The organism is Halorubrum sp. CSM-61, from assembly GCF_003781945.1.
In the GTDB taxonomy this organism is placed as follows: domain Archaea; phylum Halobacteriota; class Halobacteria; order Halobacteriales; family Haloferacaceae; genus Halorubrum.
Genome location: NZ_RJJW01000011.1, coordinates 59830 through 81101, shown reverse-complemented (window position 1 = coordinate 81101; position 21272 = coordinate 59830). Strand labels below are relative to the sequence as shown.

Here is a 21272-nt window from a genome sequence, read left to right as displayed (position 1 = left end):
CGGTGCGCGTGACACGCGGGCATGGACGAGCGGGTCGAAACCGCCCTCGGCGAGGCGTTCCCGGACCGGTCCGTCGACCGGACGTTCGGAGTCGGTCCCTCGTGGAACGGCGCCAACGAGACGGTCGGCGTCGCCTTCGCCGACGGGGCGCGCGCCTTCTGTAAGGTCGCCGTCGACGACGACGGCACACGAATCGCCCGCGAGCTGGCCGTGCTCCGGTACCTCGACGCGGAGCGGTCGGTCGCGGGTCCCGCGGTGCTCGCCGGCGACCCGAACGCGTCGGTGCCGTACCTCGTCACCGCGCCCGCACCGGGTCGCGAGCTGCTCGGGGTTTGGGATAACTCCGATGAAATACGCCGAGAGGCACTCCTCCACCGCGTCGGCGCGACGCTCGCGGCTCTCCACGCGGAGCGGTTCGAGGCCCACGGGGAGATCGTCGGGAGCGACGCGCGTGGCGGACTCGACCTCGACCGGGCACCGTGGCCGGACGTACTCTTAAAAACGATCGAGCGGACTTGCGAGATCGGCACCTCGGAGCGACTGGCGGACCACTACGACGCCGTGTTCGACTGCGTCGAGGCGAACCGCGACCGGCTTGGCGGCGCCCCGGCCGCGCTGCTCCACGGCGACGTGGCGAAGCCGAACCTGTTCGTGGTCGACGGGGACGGGGCAGGGGGCGGCACCGGATCGGACACCGACGCCGGTCCCGACGGGGTCGTCCCGATCGACTGGGAGCTCGCGCACGTCGGCGATCCGGCCCGCGATCTGGTCCGCGCGGAGGACCAGCTCCTCAACGGGTTCGACAGCGAGGGTCCGGAGCGGTACGCGGAGGCCCTGTATCGGGGGTACCGCGACCGCGCCGGCGGGCTTCCGCCGGGGTTCGCCGAGCGGCGTCCGGTGTACGAGGTCGTCCGGATGCTGGGGCGCTCGGGCTTTATCGACCAGTGGGTACCGTACCTCGACGAACCGCTGGAGTCGCTCGTCGAGCGGGCGGACGCGGAGCTTCGGGCGCGTCTGGACGCGGTCTGACGGATTACGGCGGGGCGATCACCGGTTCCACGCCGCGTCGTCGGGATCGATCCGACGCTCGCCCTGCTCCAGCGCATCGATCGCGTCGAGGGCGGCCGCGGGGACCTCGGCGTCGACCGTGCGCAGGTTCTCGGTCACGTGGTCGCCGGTCGCCTTCGGGATCGGCGTCACGTCGCGGGCGAGCGCCCATCCGAGCGCGAGGACCGCCGGCGAGAGGTCGTGGCGGTCGGCGATCCGCTTGAACTCGTCGTCGTCGAACAGGTCCCCGCGGGCCAGCGGGGAGTAGCCGACGAGCCGGTGGTCGGACTCGGCCGCGAGCTCGCGGAGCTCCGGCTGCCGGAACCGGGGGTGACACTCCACCTGGTGGGCCGCGATCGGCGCGTCGAGGATCCGGTCGGCCTCCCGCAGCAGCGCCGGCGTGAAGTTCGAGACGCCGACGTGGTCGGTGAGCCCGTCCTCCCTGAGCGCGTCGAACGCCGGGAGGGTCGCCTCCGGGTCGTACGCGCCCATCGGCCAGTGGACGTACAGCAGGTCGACGCGGTCGAGCCCCAGCCGGTCGAGGCTCTCGCGAGCGGTCTCGCGGACGTCTCCGGGGGCGAGGTTGTCGGGGTGGACCTTCGTGGCCACGACCACGTCGTCGCGGTCCGCGTCGGCCGCGGCGATCCCCTCGCCCACGGCGGCCTCGTTGTCGTACATCTGCGCGGTGTCGACGTGGCGGTACCCCGCTTCGAGGGCGGCGGTCACGGTGGCGCGGCACTCGTCCGGATCGTCGAGTCCGGACGTGCCGAGGCCGAGGAGGAGTTCGAGCGGCGGCATGGCTCCCGGTTCTCCCCGGGACGACAAAAGGGCGCGCCAACCGGAACGGGTCGCGGGGGGAACCGCCCCGGAAGCGGTGTCGACTCCGTGGAAGCGTTTTCACCGAGCTGGAAACCTCTCGTCGTTATATGGCCCGTCGAGTCCCTACACGGAGACATGACCAACGGGATCCACGTCGAACTCGCCGTCTCCGCCTGTGAGGGCTGTCCCGTGGCCGCGCTCTCGTCCGACACGTCGGTCGAGGAGTTCCGCGTCGACGCCGACGACGCTCGCGTCGAGTTCGTCACTCCCGATCCACCCGAGGACCCGCCGAGCGGCCTCGACCTCGTCGAGTTCGCCGGAGAGGCGCACGGCCGCTACGAGATCACCTGCGAGCGCCCCGCGACCGACGGGGGCGTCGCGATCGGCCCGGTGGAGACCGAAACGGGCGCCGACGGTCCCGCCGGTCCGGCCTCGCACTCGACCGTCGAAAGCGTCTGCGAGGGCTGCTCGTGCGCCGGGCTCCCGTCGGCGTTCGCGAGCTTCCCGGTGTCGCCGCGCCGGACCGAGATGGTGGACGGCGAGCTGCTCGTCTCGTTCGTGCTGACGGGTCACGAGGAGCTGCAGGCGATCGTCGACGAGTGCGAGGCCGCCGGGCTCGGGGTGGAGCTGCGCCGGCTGTGCGTCGATCGCGGCGACCGAAGCGCGGAAGACGACTCCTGTCGCGACGTCGTTCCGATCGACCTCGCGGGCGTGACCGACCGACAGGCCGAGATCGCTACCGTCGCCGCCGAGAAGGGATACTTCGACGGCGACGGCGCATCCGCCGCGGAGATCGCCGCGGACCTCGACCTCGCGAAGTCCACGGTCTCGGAGCACCTCCGGACCGTGACTGACACGCTCTTCTCGCAGGCGTTCGGAGACGGTACTTAAACCCCCGAACAGTTCGCCGCCAGCTATCCGGGGGCTTCGACCGTAGTGATCAGTAGCGGGGTCGAACTCGTCTGTTCGGCTCCGGTCACCCATGACCCAGTGGACACAGCTCGGACCGCGGGAACGCGAGCTCCTCGCCGTCCTGCGGCGCGCCGACGACACCCTCACGGCCCGCGACATGCTCGACGCGGTCGAGGGCCGCGGCGACGACGTCGCGTACACGACGGTCAAGCGGACCGTCGACCGGCTCGTCGAGAAGGGGTTCGTCGAGCGCGAGCCGGAGCGGTACCGCGGCGGAACGCGGCACCGCTACCGGTTCGACGTCGAGGCGGCCCGCGAGCGGCTGATCCCGGAGTTCGTCGACGAGCTCCGGACGGTGCTCGGCGAGCCGGCGGTCGAGCGGCTCGCTCGAACGGTCCGAACGGAACGCGACGGCGGCGACGAAGCCGACGCAGCCACCCAACAATGACTACAGATCCGAACGCGAGCGACGAGCGAACGGCACGAACCGACGAACACACCGACGAGCGGTCGGCGGACGAGACCGCGGGCGGCGCGGAGACGGCGAGCCCGGCCGGCGAGGGCTCGGGATCGGCGGACGACGAGCCGGAGATCGTCGACGGGCGGACGATCGAACACCTGCTGACCGACCACGAGCGCGACATCGCCTCGACCGCGGAGGGGACCGACGCGACCGCGGCGAAGCGGCCGACCCTCGATCTCCCGCGGCTGGAGCTGGGGCGGCGCGACTTCATGAAGGCCGGCGCCGCCGTCGGGGCCATGAGCGGCCTCGCCGGCTGTACGAGCATCCTCGCGGACGAGGAGAGCGACGACTCCGGGAACGCGGCCGCGAGCGGGGAGCACAAGGTCGCGCCCGGCGAGCACGACGAGTACTACGGGTTCCTCTCCGGCGGTCACACCGGCGAGATCCGCGTCGTCGGGATCCCGTCGATGCGGGAGCTGATGCGGATCCCCGTCTTCCAGGCGGAGAGCGCGCGCGGCTTCGGCCACGACGCGAAGACGAGCCGGATGCTCGAAGAGGAGGGCGACGGCCACACGTGGGGCGACACCCACCACCCGCGCGTCTCCCAGACCGACAACGACTACGACGGGCGCTGGCTGTTCGTCAACGACAAGGCGAACGGCCGGATGGCCCGCGTCGACTTGGAGTACTTCGAGACCGACGCGATCACGAACGTCCCGAACTGCCAGGGCGTCCACGGCGCCTGTATGCAGCTGCCCGACACCCAGCTCGTCTTCGGCGTCGGCGAGTTCCGCGTGCCGATGCCGAACGACGGGCGAGACGTGGACAGCCCCGACGAGTACGGCTCCGTCCTCACCGCCATCGACCCCGAGACGATGGACGTCGAGTGGCAGGTCGAGGTCGACGGCAACATGGACAACGGGGACGGCGGCAAGGAGGGCCGCTGGTTCTTCGCGACCGGCTACAACAGCGAGGAGGGCGTCACGGAGTCCGAGATGGCGCAGTCGGACCGCGACTACGTAAAGGCGTTCGACATCCCCGCCATCTGGGACGCCGTCGAGAACGGCGAGTACGAGGAGATCAGCGGCGTGCCGGTCGTCGACGGGACGATGGACAGCTCGCTGAACGAGGGCGACCGCCCGATCGTCCGGTACGTGGCGACGCCGAAGAGCCCGCACGGGGTCAGCGTGACCCCGAACGGGGACTACGCCATCGCCTCCGGGAAGCTCGACCCGAGCTGTACGGTGATCGACGTCGAGGCGATAGCCGAGGTCGACGACCCGCAGGAGGCCATCGTCGGGCAGCCCCGGATCGGGATGGGGCCGCTCCACACCGCCTACGACGGGCGGGGCCACGCGTACACGACCACGTTCATCGACAGCGAGGTCGTCAAGTGGGACTACGAGGCCGCCGTCGAGGCCGAGGCCGGCTCCGAGGAGCCGGTCGTCGACCGCCACGACGTGCACTACAACCCCGGCCACCTCATCGCCGCGGAGTCGTACACGGCGTCGCCGCAGGGCGACTACCTCGTCTCGCTGAACAAGCTCTCGAAGGACCGGTTCCTCCCGGTCGGGCCGATCCACCCAGAGAACGACCAGCTGTTCCACATCGGCGACGACGACGCCGGGTTAGAGCTGATCAAGGACAAGCCGTCGTATCCCGAGCCGCACGACGCCAGCATCGTCCACAAGGACAAGATCGAGCCGGCGAAGACGTGGGACACCGACGACTACGACATCGATTACGTCGCCGAGGGCGAGGAGTCCTTCGAGCGGGTCGACGACGGCACCGTCGAGATCGAGATGTGGGCGCGCCGCAACGAGTACGCCTTCCCCGAAGTGACGCTACAGGAGGGCGACGAGGTGACGCTCCGGATCTCCAACGTCGAGACCACGAGCGACGTGATCCACTCGATCGCGATCCCGGAGTACGACATCAACCTCGCGCTGGCGCCGCAGGACACCCGCGAGGTGACGTTCACCGCGGACGAGCCCGGCGTGTTCTGGGCGTACTGCGCGTACTTCTGTAGCGCGCTCCACCTGGAGATGCGCTCGCGGATCCTCGTCGAGCCGGACGAGTAAGAACCGGATCGCCGCGCAACCGCAACTCGACCCACACGCCAACCCACCCATCCCCACTTCACCCCCATCCACGCCATGACGGCCTCACTCGACCGACTGACGGAGCTCAGGCGGGCGCTTCCGATAACGGCGGCGGCGACGTTCGTCGTCGCCCTGCTGGTGCCCGTCTGGAAGATCGCGTTCGAAGCGCCCCAGTACCCCGACGGACTGCTCGTCGAGCTGTACGCGTACCCGCGGCTCGGCGGCGACTACGCCGAGGTGCAGGCGCTGAACCACTACGTCGGGTTCTACTACCCGGACCCGGTGTTCGTCGACCCGAACTACGCGGTCCACGCCGACGCGATCGCCGCGCCCGAGTGGGTCCTCGGGCCGGTCGTGTTCCTCGCGGTGGCGGCCGCGGGCGTGTTCGTCGCGCTCGCGCCGACCGACCGGAAGCTCCGCCTGGGGCTGCTCGGACAGCTGATCGGGGCGACGGTGGCGTTCGTGGGGACCTTCGCGATCGTGCAGTACCGCCTGTATCAGGCGGGCCACGCGCTCGGCGAGGACGCCCCTGTCGTCGGCGTCGAGGAGTTCACGCCGCCGCTTCTGGGCGCCTACGAGATCGCCAACATCAGCGGGGTGGCGTGGTTCGGTCCCGGCGGCTACCTCGCGGGGATCGGCTTCCTCCTCCTCGTCGTCGCGTTCCTGCTCCGCGGCTCGCGGGTCACGATCGGGGAGGTTCCCGGAGCGGTCCGCGACCGGCTTGCCGGAGGCGCCGACGAATCACCGACGGACGAACCGGCTCGAACCGCTGACGGATCGGGACGACCCACCGACGGGACGCACACGGAGGTGAACTGATGTCCCGGCTCCCGTCGATCGGCGGGCTCGTCTCGGCGCGCGCGGCCGTCGTCGCCGCCGCCGTCGTGGTCGCGGTCGTCCTCGGCGGCGTCGTCGCGGCTGCCGGCGCGGGGGTCGCCGGGAGCGACGCGGCCGACGCCGAGAACGACAGCGAGCCGGTCGTCGACCCGCCGACGTACGACCCGGACCGGCCGACCGACGCGGGGACCGCGACGGTCCTGCGTGACGGCGAAGAGGTCGGAACGTACGACGACCTGTCCGCCGCGGTCGACACCGCGGGTCCGGGCGACACGGTCGAGATTTCGGGCGCCTTCGAGCCCGAGGGCCCGATCGTCGTCGACGAGCCGGGGGTGACGATCCGCGCGGCGTCGACCCACCGCGCCCTGATCGACGGGGGCGGCGAGGACACGACTATCAGCGTGCGCGCGCCGAACGCGACGGTAGAGGGCGTCTGGATCGACGACACCGGCGAGGACCTCGAGTCGCGCGACGCCGCGGTGTACGTCACCGAGACCGCCTCGGGGACGACCCTCTCGGAGCTGTACCTCACCGACGCCGCGTTCGGCGTCTGGGTCAACGGCGCCGACCGAGTGACGATCGAGGACTCGCGGATCGAGGGGACGCGGGCCCCGCGGTTCGCGAACCGCGGCAACGGGATCAACCTCTGGGAGACGAACGGCACCGAGGTCCGCGACACCGAGATCACCGACGTGCGCGACGGGATCTACTACTCGTGGGCCTCGAACGTCGAGGCGACGGGGAACACGATGTGGGACCTGCGGTACGGCGTCCACTACATGTACTCCGACGACAACCGCCTCGCCGACAACGTCGCCTTCGAGAACGACGTGGGGTACGCGCTGATGGTCAGCGAGTCGATCGAGTTGGTCAACAACACCGCGGTCGCGAATCGCGGCGAGAGCGGCCACGGCATCCTGCTCAAGGAGATCGACCACACCGAGGTCCGCGACAACGACCTCGTCGCCAACGACAACGGCGTCTACCTCTACAACGCGCAGGACAACGAGGTTCGCGGGAACCTCCTGTACGCGAACGGCGTGGGGATCCATCACTCCGCGGGCACGGAGGGGACCGCGGTCGTCGGCAACGACTTCGTGAACAACGACGAGCAGGTGCTGACGACGACCCGCGAGCTCGTGGCGTGGAACGGCACCGACCGCGGGAACTACTGGTCCGACGCCCGCGTCGCCGACACCGACGACGACGGCGTGAGCGACGCCCGGCACCGCCCCGCCGGTGCGGCCGAGCGGCTGGTCCAGGAGCACCCGGCCGCGGCCGTGTTCGCCGACAGCCCCGCGTTCGACGCGATCCGGCTGGTCGAGAGCCGGTTCCCGGCCGTCGAGAGCGCCGGGATCGTCGACCACCGTCCGCTCGCGAGCCCCGCCCACGACGTGGAGCCGTATCGCCCGTACGCGGCGGCCGTCGACGCGGCGGCCGAGTACGACGACGAGCCCGGAGACGACCACCACCACCAGTGACCATGCGCATCGACATCACCGACGTTCACAGACGGTACGGCGACGTGGCGGCGCTCGACGGGGTCGACTTCACGGTCGAGTCCGGCGACGCGTACGGCCTCGTGGGAACCAACGGCGCCGGCAAGTCCACGCTGTTCGGACTGATCGCGGGCCACGACCGCCCCGACGAGGGGGGGATCACGGTCGGCGACCGCGACGTGCGGGAGCTGGGGTGGCGCATCCGCGAGGCGATCGGCGTCCTCCCGGAGGACCCCGGCTTCCCGCCGGGCGAGACGGGCCGCGAGACGCTGGAGTTCCACGCCGACGTGCGCGGGATCGGCGCGAGCCCCGAGGACGCGTCCGAGCGGATCGCGGGCGCCGCGGCGACCGTCGGGCTCGCCGACGCGATCGACCGCCCCATCGACGGGTACTCGAAGGGGATGCGCCGCCGGCTGGGACTCGCGGCGGCGCTGCTAGCCGACCCCGCCGTCCTCCTGCTCGACGAGCCGACCGCCGGGCTCGACCCGAACGGGGTCGCCGCGCTCCGGGACGTGTTGACCCGCGTCCGCGAGGAGACGGGCGTGACGGTCCTGATGGCGACCCACGCGCTCCGGGAGGCCGAGCGCGTCTGCGACCGCGTCGGCGTCCTCGACGACGGCCGACTGGTCGCCGAGGGGACGCCCGACGAGCTGGGCGCGGACCACGAGGACGGGCTCGAAGGGGCGTTCGTCTCGCTCACCGGAGGTGGTCGGGATGCCTGACGGCGGAGTCGGCGAGCGTAGCGAGCGCGCCGCCGAGGAGACGACGACCGAACCCACCACCGACGGCGGGGTCGCCCTCGACGGGGCGGTCGCGGCGAGCGGAACGGGCGAGTCGACCCCAGACGAGTCCGCTTCGGTCGGCGCGGCCGACGAGTCCGAAACCGGCCGCGCGACCGACTCCGACACCGTCTCGATCCCGCTCCCACGGCCCGGGACCGTCGCGCGGATCGCGCGGCGGGAGACGCGGCTGACGACCCGCCGCGGCTGGACGGTCGGCCTGACGGTCGTCTTCGCGGCGTTCGGACTCCTTTTGGCGACGTTCAGCGGCTCCGGCGTCGCGCCGGCCGGCTACGAGCCGGTGGTCGCGAGCTACGTCGAGCTGGCGACGTTCCTCGTCCCGCTGGCGGCGCTGGCGTTCGGCCACGGCGCGGTCGTCGGCGCGGCCGAGCGCGGGCGGCTCGGCGTCGTCCTGACGCTCCCCGTCTCGCGCGCCGAGACCGCGATCGGGGTGTTCGCCGGGCGCGCGGCCGTCCTCGGCTCCGCGGTCGCGCTGGGCTTCGGCGTCCCCGGCCTGCTGCTGCTCCGCGAGTACGGGCTCGCCGGCTGGCCGACGTTCGCGTGGTTCCTGTTCGCGACCGTCGCCCTCGCCGTCGCGCTGCTCGGGATCGGGGTGGCGCTCTCCGCGCTCGCGCCGACCTCGACGACGGCGCTGGCGGGCGCGCTCCTCGTGTGGGCGTGGGTCGCCTTAGTCCACGACCTGCTCGCGATGGGCGTGCTCGCCGCGATCGACGGCGCGGGCGGGTTCGTCGCCGCCGCGGTCGCGGCCAACCCCGTCTCGACCTACCGGCTGCTCGCGCTCGCCCCGACCGACGCCGGCGGCGCCGGGCTCGCGGCCGCGCTCGACGGCGGGCTCTCGGTCGGCGTGCTCGTCGGCGTCCTGCTCGGCTGGGTCGCGCTCGGCGTCGTCGTCGCCGCCGCCGCGATGCGCGTAAAGCGGATCTGAGCGCGCCGTCCGAACCGTCGCGGTCCTTTCAGTCGCGGGGCTCGGGCTCCGAGTACGTCTCCGCCGCCGGAAGCGTGAACGAGAACGTCGACCCCTCACCCGGTTCCGACTCGACCCAGATATCGCCGCCGTGACGCTGGACGATGCGCTCGCACAGCGCGAGACCGATCCCCGAGCCGTCGGCCTCGTCGCGGGACTGCAGCCGCTGGAACACCTCGAAGGCGCGCTCCTGCTGGTCCGGCTCGATCCCGATCCCCTCGTCTCGAACCGAGATCTCCCACGCCGAACCGCGTCGCTCGGCGGATATCTCCACCCGCGGGGGCTCGTCCCCGCTGTACGCGATCGCGTTGGTCAGGAGGTTCTGAAACACCTGCCGCAACTGGTGTTCGTCTCCGACCACGCGGGGCAGCTCCCCGACCCGTATATCCGCGTCGCTCCGGGCTATCCGGACGTCGAGATCGGTTCGCACGTCCGCGACCACGTCGTCGAGGTCGACCGGTTCGAGCGCCCGTCCCCGGGTTTCCACGCGCGAGTATGCCAGAAGTCCCTCGATCATGTCGCGCATCCGGTCGGCCCCGTCCACGGCGAACTCGAGGAACTCCCGGGTCTCCTCGGTCAGCTCGTCGTCGGCCCGGCTCTCGATCAGTCGCAGGTAGCTCGACACCATCCGAAGCGGCTCCTGGAGGTCGTGCGAGGCGGCGTAGGCGAACTGCTCGAGCCGCTCGTTCGACTCCTCGAGGTCGGCCACCAACTGTTCGAGCTCCGCCTGGTACCGGTGGCGCTCGATGGCCTCCGCGAGCACGTTGGCGACGCTCTGGACGAAGGTAACGTCCTCGTCGGTGAACGTTCGGGCCTCCGTGTCGTGGGTGCCCAGTATCCCCCACGGCTCGTCGAACGGACCGATGACGGTGCTGACGCCGCTCCGGACGTCGTGAGTCCGCAACAGGTCGGGACCGCCGAACCGGGTCTCCGTTTCGAGGTCCTCGACGACGATGGGATGGTCGTTCTCCAGCGTGTACGCCGCCTGCGAGTCGTTCTCGACGGCGGACACCGCGGCCTCCCCGACGAGACCGTCGTCCCAGCCGACGCCCTGTCTGAGCAGCAGTTCGTCGCCGTTCGCGTCGAGGTCGAGCACCTTGCAGTACTCGCTGTCGAGGACGTCCGCCACCAGACGGGACGCCTCGAGCATGAGGTCGTCGAGGTCGTCGGCCTCGAGCGCGGACTGTCCCAGCTCCGCCACCGCCCGCTGCTGTCGAGCGCGTCGCTCGAGCTGCCGTTCGCGCTCGATCCGGTCCGTCACGTCGCGCGCGATGCCCGCCAAGACGGCGTCCCCGGTCGCGTCCTCGAGCCGGGACCCGACGAACTCGAAGGGGGCCGTCTCGCCGCCCTTGGTCCGGAGGTCGAGTTCGATCTCCACCGAACCGGTCTCGAACCCGTCGCGGATCGCGGCCGCGACCGACTCCCGGTCCTCCTCCCGGAAGAAGTCGGTCGCGGCCATCGCCGCGATCTCCTCGTCCGAGTAGCCGGTGACGTTCGGGAGGCTGTCGTTCCACCGCTTGAGAACCCCGTTTTCGTCGACGACGTAGAACACGTCATCGAGCGCGTCGAGGACGTCGTCGGTGTACTGTCGCTGCCGCTCGATCCGCTCGTTCGAGGCCTCCAGCCGGTCGATCGTCTCCTGGAGCTCGTGCCGCCGCGTCTCGGCACGGGCGTCGTACGTCCCGGCGCCGAAGCCCGCGAAGCTGCCGAGCGCCGTGAGCAGGAGCGAGTTCCCGACGAAATTCCCGTCGTCACTGACGAGCAGTATCAGGACCGCGATGGACAACCCGAGCGCGACACCGCGGACGCACCACTTGCCGACGGTCGGATAGAGCTCGGGACGGACGTCGGTCCGCGGTAACCGATACCCCCCGTACAACAGGCCCAGACCGGGGCCGCCGACGAGGACACCGAGCACGAGCCATAGGCCGGGCGAGACGTCGCCCACGGTGGGGAGGAACGGATAGACGACCGCGGACGCGACGAACGTCCCGCCGAGAGCGACGATGAGCGTCCGCCAGTCGAAGCCGAGACGACTCCGCTCCCTGAGTGACATGGCCCCTACTCCGGCGAGACCACACTTAAGCGTTCCATCGGATCCGGTCGAGCGTCGAGGACGACCCGGAGAGCGACTCCGACGCGTCGGTTCTGGAGGGTGTCTGCCGAACCGTCCTGGCAACACTCTTGTTGCTTCGGCGAGGATTCGACCCGTATGGTGTTAGCCCAGGCGCTGTCGTACACGGCGCTCGCGGTCGTCGCCGGCTTGCTCGGCGGCGTGATCGCCGTCTATCGTCCTCCCGGCCCGCAGATGGAGAGCAACGTTCAACACTTCGCGGCCGGGGTGGTCACCGCCGCGGTCGCCGCCGAGTTGCTGCCGGACGTGCACGAACGAGCGCCGCTGATAGTCGTCCTCGGGTTCGCCATCGGGGTCGCGACGATGCTCGGGATCCACCGGCTGAGCAAGACCATCGACAAGCGAAACATCGGCGGCAAGTACGCGAGCGCGGCCGGGCTCCTCATCATCGTCGGTATCGACATGACGATCGACGGGGTCCTGATCGGGGTCTCGTTCCTCGACAACCCCGGCACCGGAATCATCATCGCCGTGGCGCTGGCGATCGAGGTGCTCTTCCTTGGCGTTGCCGGCGTCGTCGCGCTCCCGAAGGACATGGGCGTGGCTCGGAAGCTCGCGGTCCCGGCGGTGTTCGGACTGCTCCTCGCGTCGGGGGTGACGGTCAGCGTGCTCGCGCTGGGCGGCGTGACGGGCGCCCCGATCGCGCTCATCCTCGCCTTCGGGTCCGCCGCGCTGCTGTATCTCGTCACCGAGGAACTCCTCGTCAAGGCCGGGAAGGTCCCCGAGACGCCGGTGTCGACGACGCTGTTTTTCGTCGGGTTCCTCGCGATATTCCTCCTCGACATGTTCCACTGAGGCCCTGCGAACCGCATCGGACGATCCTCTTCGGAACCGTTAGAGCCGGTCGATCGCGCGCTCGTACGCCTCGTCCGCCCGCACTCGATCGAGGTGTCGCTTATAAACGAGAGCGATCTCCCGTTTCTCCTCGTCGTACCACTCTCGGGGCTCGCGCTCGACGCGCTCGCCGTCGACGGTTCCGTACTTTTCACCGCCGGGGTACTTGGCGTAGCGCATCGCCCGGGTCCACCCCATCTGGAGGTACTTGCGGGCCATGTCCATCCCGACGGCGTCGGCGCTCTCGCGGTACTCGCGGTACCGCTCGTGGATCGCCTCGGCGCCCTCCTCCCCGTCGGACAGGGTGGCGATCCCCCACAGCGGAAGGAGTTCTCCCTTGTACGGATCGATCTTGAACGCGCCGCGCTCGTCGGGCGTGTGTCGGTACCGATCGGGGTGCTCCCGGAAGTCGAGGTCGTACTCCGGGCCGTCCTCGACCTCCGGAACCTCGCCGCGCACGGGGTCGGCCATCGTCGGTCGTTCGGGCCGGTTCCGGATGGGCGTTTCGGCGGGGAGAACCGCAAGGAAGTCGGCGTCGGCCGCGTTCACCGCTCCGAGGCGTCCGACGGTTCCGAGGCCTCTGCCGTCGATCCCAACGCCGGCCCCGACTCCGAACCGGGCCCGGACTTCCGGAGCATCTCGGAGCCGCCGTGTCGGATCACGGTGCCGATCATGTTGCCGGCGAACAGCGGGTGCGCGACCGCGATCCCGCCGAGGCCCGGACCCGTTCCCGCCGCCCCCGCGGCGCGGAGGAGCGCGAGCGCTCCGCCGGCGACGAGGAACGCCAACGCGACGAGGAAGTGACGAAGCGGGATCGCGGTCGGCGGGCACGTTCACCGGGGCGACGACTACCCCGAACACGTTCGGAACAAACTACGCGGGGACGGGGACCCGATCGACGCGTATGGAGCTGGAAACGACCGCGATCGAACGCACGGACGCGCCGGCGGACCGCCCCGTCGAGACGCTCGACGTCCGGGAACTCGGGCCGCCGGAGCCGCTCCGGCAAACGCTGGAACTGCTCGCCGACCTCCCCGACGAGACCGTGCTCGTCCAGCGCAACGACCGCGCGCCGCAGTTCCTCTACCCGAAGCTCGACGACCGCGGCTACGCCCGCGAGACGGTCGAGACCGACGACGCGGTCGTCACGGCGATCTGGAGGGCGGAGGGCGATGCCGCCGAGAGCGACGAGACCGCCGAGGGAGGCGACCGATGAGCTTCCTCGGCGGCTCCGAGCCCCAGTTCGACCCGGCCGACGCGTTCGTCCCCGAGAACGTCCCCGAGCCCGGCGCCTTCCTCCCGGACCACGACGTGCTCGACGGGCGCGACCACGTCGCGCTCCACCGGACCGCGGCGGACGCCTTCGAGGAGCACGGCGTGTACGACGCCACGTTCGGCTACAACCTCGCGCGGCTCGACCGCCTTCTGCCCGCAGGCCGAGCCGCTCGCGGTGGGGGCGTTCCGCGCGTTCGACGCGGTCGACACCCACGGCTACGAACTGGTCCGCCTCCGCGTCGACGCCTCGCTCGACGGGAGCGACGCCGTCAACGAGCGGCTCGCGAAGCTGGAGACCGGCGAGATCGAACCGGAGCCGTCGGGAGGACACGGCCTCGCGGGCGGGGGCGTCGCTCCGAGCGACCGCGGCGGCCCCGCGAGCGACGACGACTCGGCCTCCGATTCGCCGGCTCCGTTCTGATCGAGTCGCCTCCGGTCGAACATGTTCCCGCCAACGGCCATGCGGAGAGCGGTCGTACGGGCGAACCGATGACACAGACCGACACCGTCCTCGACGTGCGGGACCGAGACGACCCGCCCTTCCCGGTCATCAGCGACGCGCTCGACGACCTCGGTCCGGACGAGTCCCTGCTCCTCGTCAACGGCTTCGAGCCGGAACCGCTCTACGACGTGCTGGCCGACCGCGGGTTCGACTACGAGACCGAGCGAGTCGACGACGGTGAGTGGCACGTCACGATCGAGCGGGAGTGAAGACGAGGAGGCGGAGGCGAACGCGGCGCGACCGCCGCCGTCCCTTTTATACTTCGAGCCGAACAGTTCGGTTCGCGCCCCTACGATCCGGGAATCCCCGCCGAAGGTATTCCCCCTACTCCCCTACGTCGAGTTGCAATGACCCGACGCACACTCGACCGGCGGACGTTCGTTCAGACGACTGCTGCCGTCGGCGCCACCGTCGCGCTGGCCGGCTGTGGCGGCGGAAGCGGCGGCGACGGCTCGGACGGCTCGGACGGTTCGGACGGCTCGGACGGCTCGGACGGCTCGGACGGTTCGGACGGTTCCGACGGCGGCAGCGGCGGGGGCGAGACCCTCGACGAGGAGCCGAACTACGACGGGTTCCTCGACGACGTGAGCAACTACGACGGCACCGTCGACATGCGGGACGCCGACGAGGTGACCGTCGAGGTCGGCGCCAACGACGGACTCACCTTCGCCCCGGCCGCGGTGGCGGTCTCGTCCGGCACGACCGTCGTCTGGGAGTGGACCGGACAGGGCGGCGACCACAACGTCGCGGCCGAGGACGGTTCCTTCGAGAGCGACACCGTCGGCGAGGAGGGTCACACCTTCGAGCACACCTTCGAGGAGGCCGGCACCTACACCTACGTCTGCACGCCCCACGAGGCGGTCGGCATGAAGGGCGCCGTCTACGTGGAGTAACGCGAACGCTCCGACGAAGCCGATCGGCTCGAACCCGTACCGACCGCACACCGATGACGACCCCCGACCCCACCCACTGATCACCCATGCCACAGGCACGCCTCCTGGTCGACCTGCCCGACGGACCGTGGATAGCCGACGTGTCGCGCGATTTCCCGGACGCCGGGTTCCGCGTGCTCACCGCAGTACCGGACGAGGGCGCCGGCTTCGCGCTCATCAGACTGACGGCCCGCGACGTCGACGCGGTCCTCGCGGCGATGCGCGACCACGTGGCGCTCTCGAAGGTGTCGGTGATGGCGCGGGGCGAGGGGGTCGCGACGGTCCGGATCGAGACGAGCGCCCCGCTGCTTCTGGTCGCCGCGAAGCGCTCGGGGCTCCCGATCGAGATGCCGCTCGACATCGAGAACGGCGTGGCTGAGGTCGACGTCACCGGCGAGCACGAGCGCGTCGCCGCCCTCGGGGAGCGGTTCGACGAGCTCGGACTCGACTACGAGGTCGAGCGCGTCCGGCAGCGCGTCGACCCGGTCCGGCTGCTGACGGACCGCCAGCAGGAGCTCCTGCTCGCGGCCGTGGAGCTGGGGTACTACGACGTGCCGCGTCGGTCCACGCTGACCGAGGTCGCCGACCACGTCGGGATCGCGAAATCGACGTGCAGCGAGACGCTCCAGCGGGTCCAGCGGACCGTGGTGCGCGAGTTCGTCGACGACCTCCCGAACCGCCCGCTCGAGGACGAAGCGAACGGGGCCGGCGACGCGGCGGCCGAGACGGACGCCGGCGACGAGGCCGACGCAGACGCGGAATCCGACCCGAACACCGACGCCGAGGCCGACGCGGAACCGGCTCCGAGCCGTCCGACGTACCACTCATGAGCGAAACAGACCACCACGACCACGACGAGACCGCCGAACCGATCACCGACGAGGTCCACGACAACTCCTGGTCGGCGAACCTCGAGAAGCCGAAGTACGCGGACGACCCGGAGCTGGCGGTCCGCGACGCGCTGGTCGCCATCGACCACACGACGCCGGGCAACCACGTCAACCTGGTCACGCACGGGGACCTCGGCCACCCCGAGGAGTTCCTCTACGACCCGATCGAGCGGGAGTACGGCCTCGACCCCGAGTACGTCGAGCAGTGCGGCTGCGGCGGCCACGTCACCCGCGTACGGGTGGCCTGACCGCGAGGTAAGGCCGACCGACCGCCGGCGGCTTCCGCCGGTTGTCACCACGCTTATTTCGCCCGCGCCGGTGACTCCGTGCAGTGACGACTCCCTCGTCTCCGACCCCCCCGCTGGCGGACGGGGAGGCCTCGATCGGATCGCTCGCGGACCCGATCGTCGTCGATCCCGACCCGGCGCTTCTGGCGGCGCTCGTCGCGGCCTACCGCGACGCCGCGCCCGCCGCGGTCGACCCGGATCTCGACGCGTTGCGTTCGGTTGCGAGCGCTGAGCGCGACCCGCTCTCGTCCGCCGCCGACCTCCCGACGCTCGCGGTGCTGGCGAGGGACGGGGCGGTCGCCGCGCTCACCGACCGGTTCCGCCCGGCCAGCCGGCTCGCGGCGCTCGCGGAAGCGGGCGTCTGGGACCTCCGGACGCTCGCGGAGCGCCAGCCGAACGCCGTGATCGCGGGGCGGTCTGACGGCTACGTGCTCGTGGCGGCGGACGGCCGCGACGATGGGGAGGACCGGTGGTGCCGAATCGGTAGCGACCCGACGCTCCGCGAGCGCTACGACGCCCTCGTCGCCGACGCGGAAGCGGTGCGGCTCCGCACGCCGAGCCGCCACCGGCTGTACGGGGCGCTCCGGGAGCGGTGCGGAGGTGAGGTCGCGGACGAGGCCGTGCGGCTGCTCGACGCCGCCGACGAGGACGGATCGCCGGCCTCCAAGCCCCTCGACCGCGCCGGGGCGCGTCTTCGGACGTACGCCGCCGGCGCGCGCCGCGGCGCGCTCGACCGCGACCTGCGGCGCGCCTGCGAGGACGCGGGCCTCGGGAGCTCGGCGACGTTCACGCGGGTCAAACGGGAGCTCGCCGAGGCCGACCTCCTCGAGACGGAGTCGGTCTCGCAGCCGGTGGGACGCCCCCGAAAGCGGATCGTCGCGAGCGGCGAGCTGACGGCGGCGGCGTCGCCGGCCGCGGCGCTCGAGGTCCTCGAAGCGTTTCGGAAAAGAGATTAGAAGCCGGCCGCGGCGGCTAGTCGTCCTTCGTCTTGATGTCCGCGGAGAGCCCCTGCGCCATCTCGATCTCCTTCGAGTTGTTCAGGGTCCACGCGGTGCGGTCGGTGACCGCCTCGATGGCCTCGCGGGCCGAGGGGTAGCCGTTCCCGGACTTCTTGACGCCCCCGAACGGGAGCTGGACCTCCGCGCCGATACAGGGGAGGTTGCCGTACGCCAGCCCGAGCTCGGCGCGGTCGCGGTAGTAGTTGATCTGCCGGTAGTCCTCCGAGACGACGGCGCCGGCGAGCCCGTAGTCGGTGTCGTTCTGGATCTCGACCGCGCGCTCGATGTCGCCGTCGTATTCGAGCAGGGCGACGTGCGGCCCGAACACCTCCTCGTGGGTACACCGAAGGTCCTCGTCGGGGTCGGCCTCGTAGACGAACGGGCCGATCCAGTGGCCGTCCTCGTGGCCGTCGGGGACCTCGTCGTCGTCGAGCTCGGTCCGGTCGACGAGCACGTTCACGCCCTCGTCGCGGGCGAGCCGGTTGTACTCCGAGACCTTCTCGAAGTGCTCGCCCTCGATGAGCGGACCCATGAACGTGTCCTCTCGGAGGGGGTCGCCGACGGCGACGTCCTCGGCGACCTCGACGAACCGCTCTTTGAACTCGTCGTACACGTCGGTGTGAACGATCAGGCGCTCGGAGGAGACGCAGCGCTGGCCGGTCGTCTTGAAGGAGGACATCACGGCGGAGTGGACCGCGGTGTCGAGGTCGGCCTCCTCGGTGACGACGACCGCGTTCTTGCCGCCCATCTCGCAGGCGACGCGCTTGCCGGGGACGCCGCCGAGCTTCTCCTGGATGTGGTGGCCGACCTCGGCGGAGCCGGTGAAGAGGACCGTCTCCACGTCCTCGTGCTCGACGATCGCGTTGCCGGCGTCGCCGAACCCCTGAACCATGTTGAACACGCCGTCGGGGATGCCGGCGTCGTCGAACATCTCCGCGATGATCTGGGCGCACCACGGGGTCTGCTCGGCCGGCTTGAACACGACGGTGTTGCCCTCGACCAGCGCGATGGCCATGTGCCAGTAGGGGATCGCGACCGGGAAGTTCCACGGGGTGATACAGCCGGTGACGCCGCGCGGCTTCCGGCGCATGTACGCGTCCTTCGCCGGGATCTCCGAGGGGACGATGTCGCCCTTCGGGTGGCGGGCGTCGCCGGCGGCCCACTCGACCATGTGCGCCGCCTCGACCACGTCGGCCTTCCCCTCCGAGATCTCCTTGCCGCACTCCTTCGTCACGATCTCGCCGAGCTCGTCGGTTCGCTCCCGGAGCTCGTGGTACACGTCCCAGAGGTACTCCGCGCGCTGGATCCGGGAGAGCTCGCGCCACTCCTCGAACGCCTCGTCGGCGGCCTCGACCGCCGACTCGGCGTCTTCGGGCGTTCCCTGTCGAAACTCGCCGAGGGTCTCGCCGGTCGCCGGGTTCTCGCTCTCGAAGGTCTCCGAGCCCGCGCCCGAGACCCACTCGCCGTCGATGTAGTGTTGATACGGGTCCGACATGGGCGGAGATTACCGCCGCCACGCCCAAATATCCCACCCGACCATGGTCGGCAGAGTCTTTGTGATGCAGTGCCACAGATACCGTATCGATGGCTATCTCCGACCCGAGCGGGACCGAGGAGTGGTCCGGCACGCGGCTCACGCTCGACCTGTGGCACCCGAACTGCTGGGCGATCGAGGCGACGAGACGCACCGGCGGCGGCGTCCTCGCCCACGCGATCTACAACTCCCCGAAGGCGACCGGCGACGCGCCCAATTCGGTGAACGGGCTGTTCACCGCCTTCGCGGACACGAACGAGGAGGTCGAGGAACTGCTCGACGCGATCCGGGAGTCGGACCGCGCGGGCGAGCTCCTCGAACTGCAGGAGCGCTTCGGCCGCGCTCGGGACGCCCCCGGCAACGTCGTCCGCGAGTTCTTCTTGGAGTACGACCCTGCCGACATGATGTGTCCGACGCTGTTAGAACACGGCTTCGTCCACAGCGCGCCGGTCAGGATCGAAAACGGCCGCGAGGAGTGGCAGGTGTGTTTCGTCGGCGAGCGCACGGAGATCCGGGAGTCGCTCGACGCGGTCCAGGAGGACGCGGGCGCGGAGGTGACCGTGCAGTCGATGTCGTCGTCGGGGGACCCGGGACGCTCGCCCCGCGAGCAGCGACTCGATACGCTCACCACGACACAGCGACAAGTGTACGAACACGCCCGCGAAGCGGGATACTACGAGTGGCCGAGAGAGGCGTCGACGCGGGAGCTGGCCGACGACCTCGACGTCTCGAAGACGACGCTGCTCGAACACCTCCGGAAGGCGGAATCGAAGCTGTTGGACCCGTGATCGCCGAGCGGTAACCGGCGCTCTCCGGTCGCGGTCCGGGAGTTGAAGGAGTCTCGGAGTGTCCTCGCCACCGACGATACCTTGCTCGGTCAGCCTCTCCCCAGCTGAAGCGAGGGCACTCTTCTCGGTCTTCCGTGGCACGAGTACGCGGAGCGCAGTGACAACGGATTAAGGTCATTGTACCGGATGAGTGTGGTGTATTTTAGCAAACATAATCATATACATGAAAACGGTATGAACGGATGTGATGAGCGATTCCACTACCAAAACCACGGGAACGAAACGGGCTTTCTTTCCCTCATGAACCGACATTCATACGAATTCTTCGGCGACCTATCAGTGACTATTCTCGGTGACGACGGGCGAACGAGTCGACAGTACCGTCGAATGTACGATCAGTTCGCGACCGACACACCGATCGACGACCCCGACCTCGTCATCGAGGAGACGACGGCTGACGTGGAGGCCGAGATCGTTCTCGGTGACCCCGACGACAATTACGGGTGGACGGGCGAGGAGTTCGTCATCCAGACCGAGTCGAACTTCATGGCCGTCGAACCGGGCTGGGAGCACCTCAGAGTGACGCCCGGATTCGAGCCGTTCTACGCGATCTACCCGATGGAGTTCCGTATCCGCCAGGAGCGAGCCGAAAGGGGACAGGCGCTGATACACGCCTCCGGCGTCCGGCACGAGGGACAGACCACGCTGTTCCCGGCCTGGCGCGGAGCCGGCAAGACCAACACCCTGCTCTCGCTGCTGCGTGAGGGAGCAGACATCCTGTCCGACGATCGGCTCTGGGTCGGCGGCGACGGGACGGCCGTGGGCTATCCGCTCGGTGTGAACCTCCAGCGGTACAACATCGGATCCTTCTCAGAGATCGAACCCAAGTACGAGACCGCCACGGAGCGCCTGCGCGGCGAGGTCTACGACTTCATCGACGAGCGGTTCGACAGAAGCGGGTCACTCCCGGAGAAGGCCGTGGACTTCCTGAACGAGGCGTACCTCGACAGCGGTCGAGAGTTCGTCAACATCCCCGAGCTGTATCCGCAGTCGGCGTATCTCGAAGAATCGAGCGTCGACAACGTCGTCTTCCTCGAGGCCGCGCCGGGGACGGACACGCTCTCCCTCGAGCGAATCTCCACGGAAACCGCGATGTCGACCACCAGCGCCATCTGTAACTTCGAGTGGGACGGCCGACTCAGGGAGTACTTCCACGCCTACGACTCGCTCGTGAGCGACGGGTCGATGGTCGCGGCGCTCGATGCGGTCATCGAGCGGGAACGGGCGGCCTTCCGGACCCTGTTCGACGACGTGGCGACCTACCGCGCGGACGTCCCCCGCGAGCGCGACTGGGGCGAACAGGGCCTCGACGCCGCTATCGCGGAGACCATCACATCGCTGGACGCTCCACGCGCGGTCGAGTCGATGGACTGAAGCGGGTTTTTTCGGACAGTTCGGATCGGTTCGAAAATACTCTCTGCTCGACAGCTACGGTTGACCGGAGCCGAAAGAAAGGCCATAATTGCATTAACAGATCTGTAACTATCCGGTGTCCGGCGAAGTAGAATATGTTCGAATAATCACCAATGCGGTTGTCACAAAACAATGCCGGCAGCCGGCGGCAGCCCCATCGACGCCGGCCGACGGGGGAAGAG

23 protein-coding genes are annotated in these 21272 nt (G+C 70.0%); 18 read left to right on the top strand and 5 right to left on the bottom strand.

All coding sequences use genetic code 11. From position 1 onward, the window contains the following. The first annotated feature begins 21 nt into the window (after window positions 1-21). Window positions 22-1029, top strand: a complete 1008-nt coding sequence (locus EDM04_RS16545) for a phosphotransferase family protein (RefSeq protein ID WP_123624084.1) — start codon at window positions 22-24, stop codon at window positions 1027-1029. An 18-nt stretch (window positions 1030-1047) separates the two neighbouring features. Here the strand turns inward: EDM04_RS16545 and EDM04_RS16540 are convergent, their stop codons facing one another. Beyond that, complete coding sequence (locus EDM04_RS16540; RefSeq protein ID WP_123624081.1) at window positions 1048-1845, bottom strand: aldo/keto reductase; 798 nt, start codon at window positions 1843-1845, stop codon at window positions 1048-1050. Between the two features lie 156 nt (window positions 1846-2001). Between EDM04_RS16540 and EDM04_RS16535 the strand changes: the two genes are divergently transcribed. The 7 genes from EDM04_RS16535 (at window position 2002) to EDM04_RS16505 (ending at window position 9404) form a co-directional block, all read left to right on the top strand. Next, on the top strand, window positions 2002-2757 hold the full coding sequence (locus tag EDM04_RS16535; RefSeq protein WP_123624079.1) for a helix-turn-helix domain-containing protein: 756 nt from the start codon (window positions 2002-2004) through the stop codon (window positions 2755-2757). 91 nt (window positions 2758-2848) lie between these two features. Next, entirely contained in the window at window positions 2849-3226 is a 378-nt protein-coding gene (locus tag EDM04_RS16530) for a BlaI/MecI/CopY family transcriptional regulator (RefSeq protein ID WP_123624077.1), read from the top strand. Next, window positions 3223-5322, top strand: coding sequence for a TAT-dependent nitrous-oxide reductase (gene nosZ / locus EDM04_RS16525; protein ID WP_123624075.1), 2100 nt, complete (start codon window positions 3223-3225; stop codon window positions 5320-5322). The genes EDM04_RS16530 and nosZ overlap by 4 nt, the downstream gene beginning before the upstream one ends. A gap of 75 nt (window positions 5323-5397) precedes the next feature. After that, window positions 5398-6162 carry a hypothetical protein gene (locus EDM04_RS16520; protein ID WP_206424485.1) on the top strand — a complete coding sequence of 255 codons (765 nt, stop codon included), beginning with the start codon at window positions 5398-5400 and terminating at the stop codon, window positions 6160-6162. After that, window positions 6162-7661, top strand: coding sequence for a nitrous oxide reductase family maturation protein NosD (gene nosD, locus EDM04_RS16515; RefSeq protein ID WP_123624073.1), 1500 nt, complete (start codon window positions 6162-6164; stop codon window positions 7659-7661). Before EDM04_RS16520 ends, nosD begins: the two co-directional genes overlap by 1 nt. A gap of 2 nt (window positions 7662-7663) precedes the next feature. Continuing rightward, on the top strand, window positions 7664-8401 hold the full coding sequence (locus EDM04_RS16510) for an ABC transporter ATP-binding protein (RefSeq protein WP_123624071.1): 738 nt from the start codon (window positions 7664-7666) through the stop codon (window positions 8399-8401). Further along, the gene (locus EDM04_RS16505; protein ID WP_123624069.1) at window positions 8394-9404 is read left to right on the top strand and encodes an ABC transporter permease; all 1011 of its coding nucleotides are present in this window, start codon (window positions 8394-8396) and stop codon (window positions 9402-9404) included. The genes EDM04_RS16510 and EDM04_RS16505 overlap by 8 nt, the downstream gene beginning before the upstream one ends. 28 nt (window positions 9405-9432) lie before the next feature. Here EDM04_RS16505 and EDM04_RS16500 read toward each other — a convergent pair whose 3' ends face one another. Then, a complete protein-coding gene (locus EDM04_RS16500) occupies window positions 9433-11499 on the bottom strand; it encodes an ATP-binding protein (RefSeq protein WP_123624067.1) in 2067 nt (688 codons plus the stop codon). Between the two features lie 156 nt (window positions 11500-11655). On the opposite strand from EDM04_RS16500, the gene EDM04_RS16495 reads away from it, so the two are divergent. Continuing rightward, window positions 11656-12372: a ZIP family metal transporter gene (locus tag EDM04_RS16495; protein WP_123624065.1), complete on the top strand. Its 717-nt coding sequence runs from the start codon at window positions 11656-11658 to the stop codon at window positions 12370-12372. A gap of 39 nt (window positions 12373-12411) precedes the next feature. Here EDM04_RS16495 and EDM04_RS16490 read toward each other — a convergent pair whose 3' ends face one another. After that, the gene (locus tag EDM04_RS16490) at window positions 12412-12882 is read right to left on the bottom strand and encodes a DUF4385 family protein (protein ID WP_123624158.1); all 471 of its coding nucleotides are present in this window, start codon (window positions 12880-12882) and stop codon (window positions 12412-12414) included. A 74-nt stretch (window positions 12883-12956) separates the two neighbouring features. Beyond that, complete coding sequence (locus tag EDM04_RS16485; RefSeq protein WP_123624063.1) at window positions 12957-13199, bottom strand: hypothetical protein; 243 nt, start codon at window positions 13197-13199, stop codon at window positions 12957-12959. 116 nt (window positions 13200-13315) lie between these two features. Between EDM04_RS16485 and EDM04_RS16480 the strand changes: the two genes are divergently transcribed. The 7 genes from EDM04_RS16480 (at window position 13316) to EDM04_RS16450 (ending at window position 17253) form a co-directional block, all read left to right on the top strand. Then, window positions 13316-13627 (top strand): DUF2249 domain-containing protein, encoded by a 312-nt coding sequence (locus EDM04_RS16480; protein ID WP_123624061.1) that lies wholly within the window; start codon window positions 13316-13318, stop codon window positions 13625-13627. Window positions 13628-13861: 234 nt separating this feature from the next. Beyond that, entirely contained in the window at window positions 13862-14107 is a 246-nt protein-coding gene (locus tag EDM04_RS19180) for a hypothetical protein (protein ID WP_394338992.1), read from the top strand. Window positions 14108-14175: 68 nt separating this feature from the next. After that, entirely contained in the window at window positions 14176-14397 is a 222-nt protein-coding gene (locus EDM04_RS16470; protein WP_123624059.1) for a DUF2249 domain-containing protein, read from the top strand. Between the two features lie 138 nt (window positions 14398-14535). Beyond that, a complete protein-coding gene (locus tag EDM04_RS16465; protein WP_123624057.1) occupies window positions 14536-15081 on the top strand; it encodes a halocyanin domain-containing protein in 546 nt (181 codons plus the stop codon). Between the two features lie 86 nt (window positions 15082-15167). Continuing rightward, window positions 15168-15950, top strand: coding sequence for a helix-turn-helix domain-containing protein (locus EDM04_RS16460; RefSeq protein WP_123624055.1), 783 nt, complete (start codon window positions 15168-15170; stop codon window positions 15948-15950). Continuing rightward, on the top strand, window positions 15947-16258 hold the full coding sequence (locus EDM04_RS16455; protein ID WP_123624053.1) for a CGCGG family rSAM-modified RiPP protein: 312 nt from the start codon (window positions 15947-15949) through the stop codon (window positions 16256-16258). Before EDM04_RS16460 ends, EDM04_RS16455 begins: the two co-directional genes overlap by 4 nt. An 83-nt stretch (window positions 16259-16341) precedes the next feature. After that, window positions 16342-17253, top strand: coding sequence for a DUF5821 family protein (locus tag EDM04_RS16450; protein WP_123624051.1), 912 nt, complete (start codon window positions 16342-16344; stop codon window positions 17251-17253). A gap of 16 nt (window positions 17254-17269) precedes the next feature. Here the strand turns inward: EDM04_RS16450 and EDM04_RS16445 are convergent, their stop codons facing one another. After that, on the bottom strand, window positions 17270-18790 hold the full coding sequence (locus EDM04_RS16445) for an aldehyde dehydrogenase family protein (RefSeq protein WP_123624049.1): 1521 nt from the start codon (window positions 18788-18790) through the stop codon (window positions 17270-17272). Between the two features lie 89 nt (window positions 18791-18879). Here EDM04_RS16445 and EDM04_RS16440 point away from each other — a divergent pair, with 89 nt between their 5' ends. Further along, the gene (locus tag EDM04_RS16440) at window positions 18880-19617 is read left to right on the top strand and encodes a helix-turn-helix domain-containing protein (protein ID WP_123624047.1); all 738 of its coding nucleotides are present in this window, start codon (window positions 18880-18882) and stop codon (window positions 19615-19617) included. A 387-nt stretch (window positions 19618-20004) separates the two neighbouring features. After that, window positions 20005-21051 carry a hypothetical protein gene (locus tag EDM04_RS16435; RefSeq protein WP_241154949.1) on the top strand — a complete coding sequence of 349 codons (1047 nt, stop codon included), beginning with the start codon at window positions 20005-20007 and terminating at the stop codon, window positions 21049-21051. Window positions 21052-21272: the final 221 nt, after the last annotated feature.

Coding starts and splice junctions, on each gene's coding strand:
- EDM04_RS16545 (WP_123624084.1), top strand. CDS start 22: ATGGACGAGCGGGTCGAAACCGCCCTCGGCGAGGCGTTCCCGGACCGG.
- EDM04_RS16540 (WP_123624081.1), bottom strand. CDS start 1,845: ATGCCGCCGCTCGAACTCCTCCTCGGCCTCGGCACGTCCGGACTCGAC.
- EDM04_RS16535 (WP_123624079.1), top strand. CDS start 2,002: ATGACCAACGGGATCCACGTCGAACTCGCCGTCTCCGCCTGTGAGGGC.
- EDM04_RS16530 (WP_123624077.1), top strand. CDS start 2,849: ATGACCCAGTGGACACAGCTCGGACCGCGGGAACGCGAGCTCCTCGCC.
- nosZ (WP_123624075.1), top strand. CDS start 3,223: ATGACTACAGATCCGAACGCGAGCGACGAGCGAACGGCACGAACCGAC.
- EDM04_RS16520 (WP_206424485.1), top strand. CDS start 5,398: ATGACGGCCTCACTCGACCGACTGACGGAGCTCAGGCGGGCGCTTCCG.
- nosD (WP_123624073.1), top strand. CDS start 6,162: ATGTCCCGGCTCCCGTCGATCGGCGGGCTCGTCTCGGCGCGCGCGGCC.
- EDM04_RS16510 (WP_123624071.1), top strand. CDS start 7,664: ATGCGCATCGACATCACCGACGTTCACAGACGGTACGGCGACGTGGCG.
- EDM04_RS16505 (WP_123624069.1), top strand. CDS start 8,394: ATGCCTGACGGCGGAGTCGGCGAGCGTAGCGAGCGCGCCGCCGAGGAG.
- EDM04_RS16500 (WP_123624067.1), bottom strand. CDS start 11,499: ATGTCACTCAGGGAGCGGAGTCGTCTCGGCTTCGACTGGCGGACGCTC.
- EDM04_RS16495 (WP_123624065.1), top strand. CDS start 11,656: ATGGTGTTAGCCCAGGCGCTGTCGTACACGGCGCTCGCGGTCGTCGCC.
- EDM04_RS16490 (WP_123624158.1), bottom strand. CDS start 12,882: ATGGCCGACCCCGTGCGCGGCGAGGTTCCGGAGGTCGAGGACGGCCCG.
- EDM04_RS16480 (WP_123624061.1), top strand. CDS start 13,316: ATGGAGCTGGAAACGACCGCGATCGAACGCACGGACGCGCCGGCGGAC.
- EDM04_RS16470 (WP_123624059.1), top strand. CDS start 14,176: ATGACACAGACCGACACCGTCCTCGACGTGCGGGACCGAGACGACCCG.
- EDM04_RS16465 (WP_123624057.1), top strand. CDS start 14,536: ATGACCCGACGCACACTCGACCGGCGGACGTTCGTTCAGACGACTGCT.
- EDM04_RS16460 (WP_123624055.1), top strand. CDS start 15,168: ATGCCACAGGCACGCCTCCTGGTCGACCTGCCCGACGGACCGTGGATA.
- EDM04_RS16455 (WP_123624053.1), top strand. CDS start 15,947: ATGAGCGAAACAGACCACCACGACCACGACGAGACCGCCGAACCGATC.
- EDM04_RS16445 (WP_123624049.1), bottom strand. CDS start 18,790: ATGTCGGACCCGTATCAACACTACATCGACGGCGAGTGGGTCTCGGGC.
- EDM04_RS16440 (WP_123624047.1), top strand. CDS start 18,880: ATGGCTATCTCCGACCCGAGCGGGACCGAGGAGTGGTCCGGCACGCGG.
- EDM04_RS16435 (WP_241154949.1), top strand. CDS start 20,005: ATGTACGATCAGTTCGCGACCGACACACCGATCGACGACCCCGACCTC.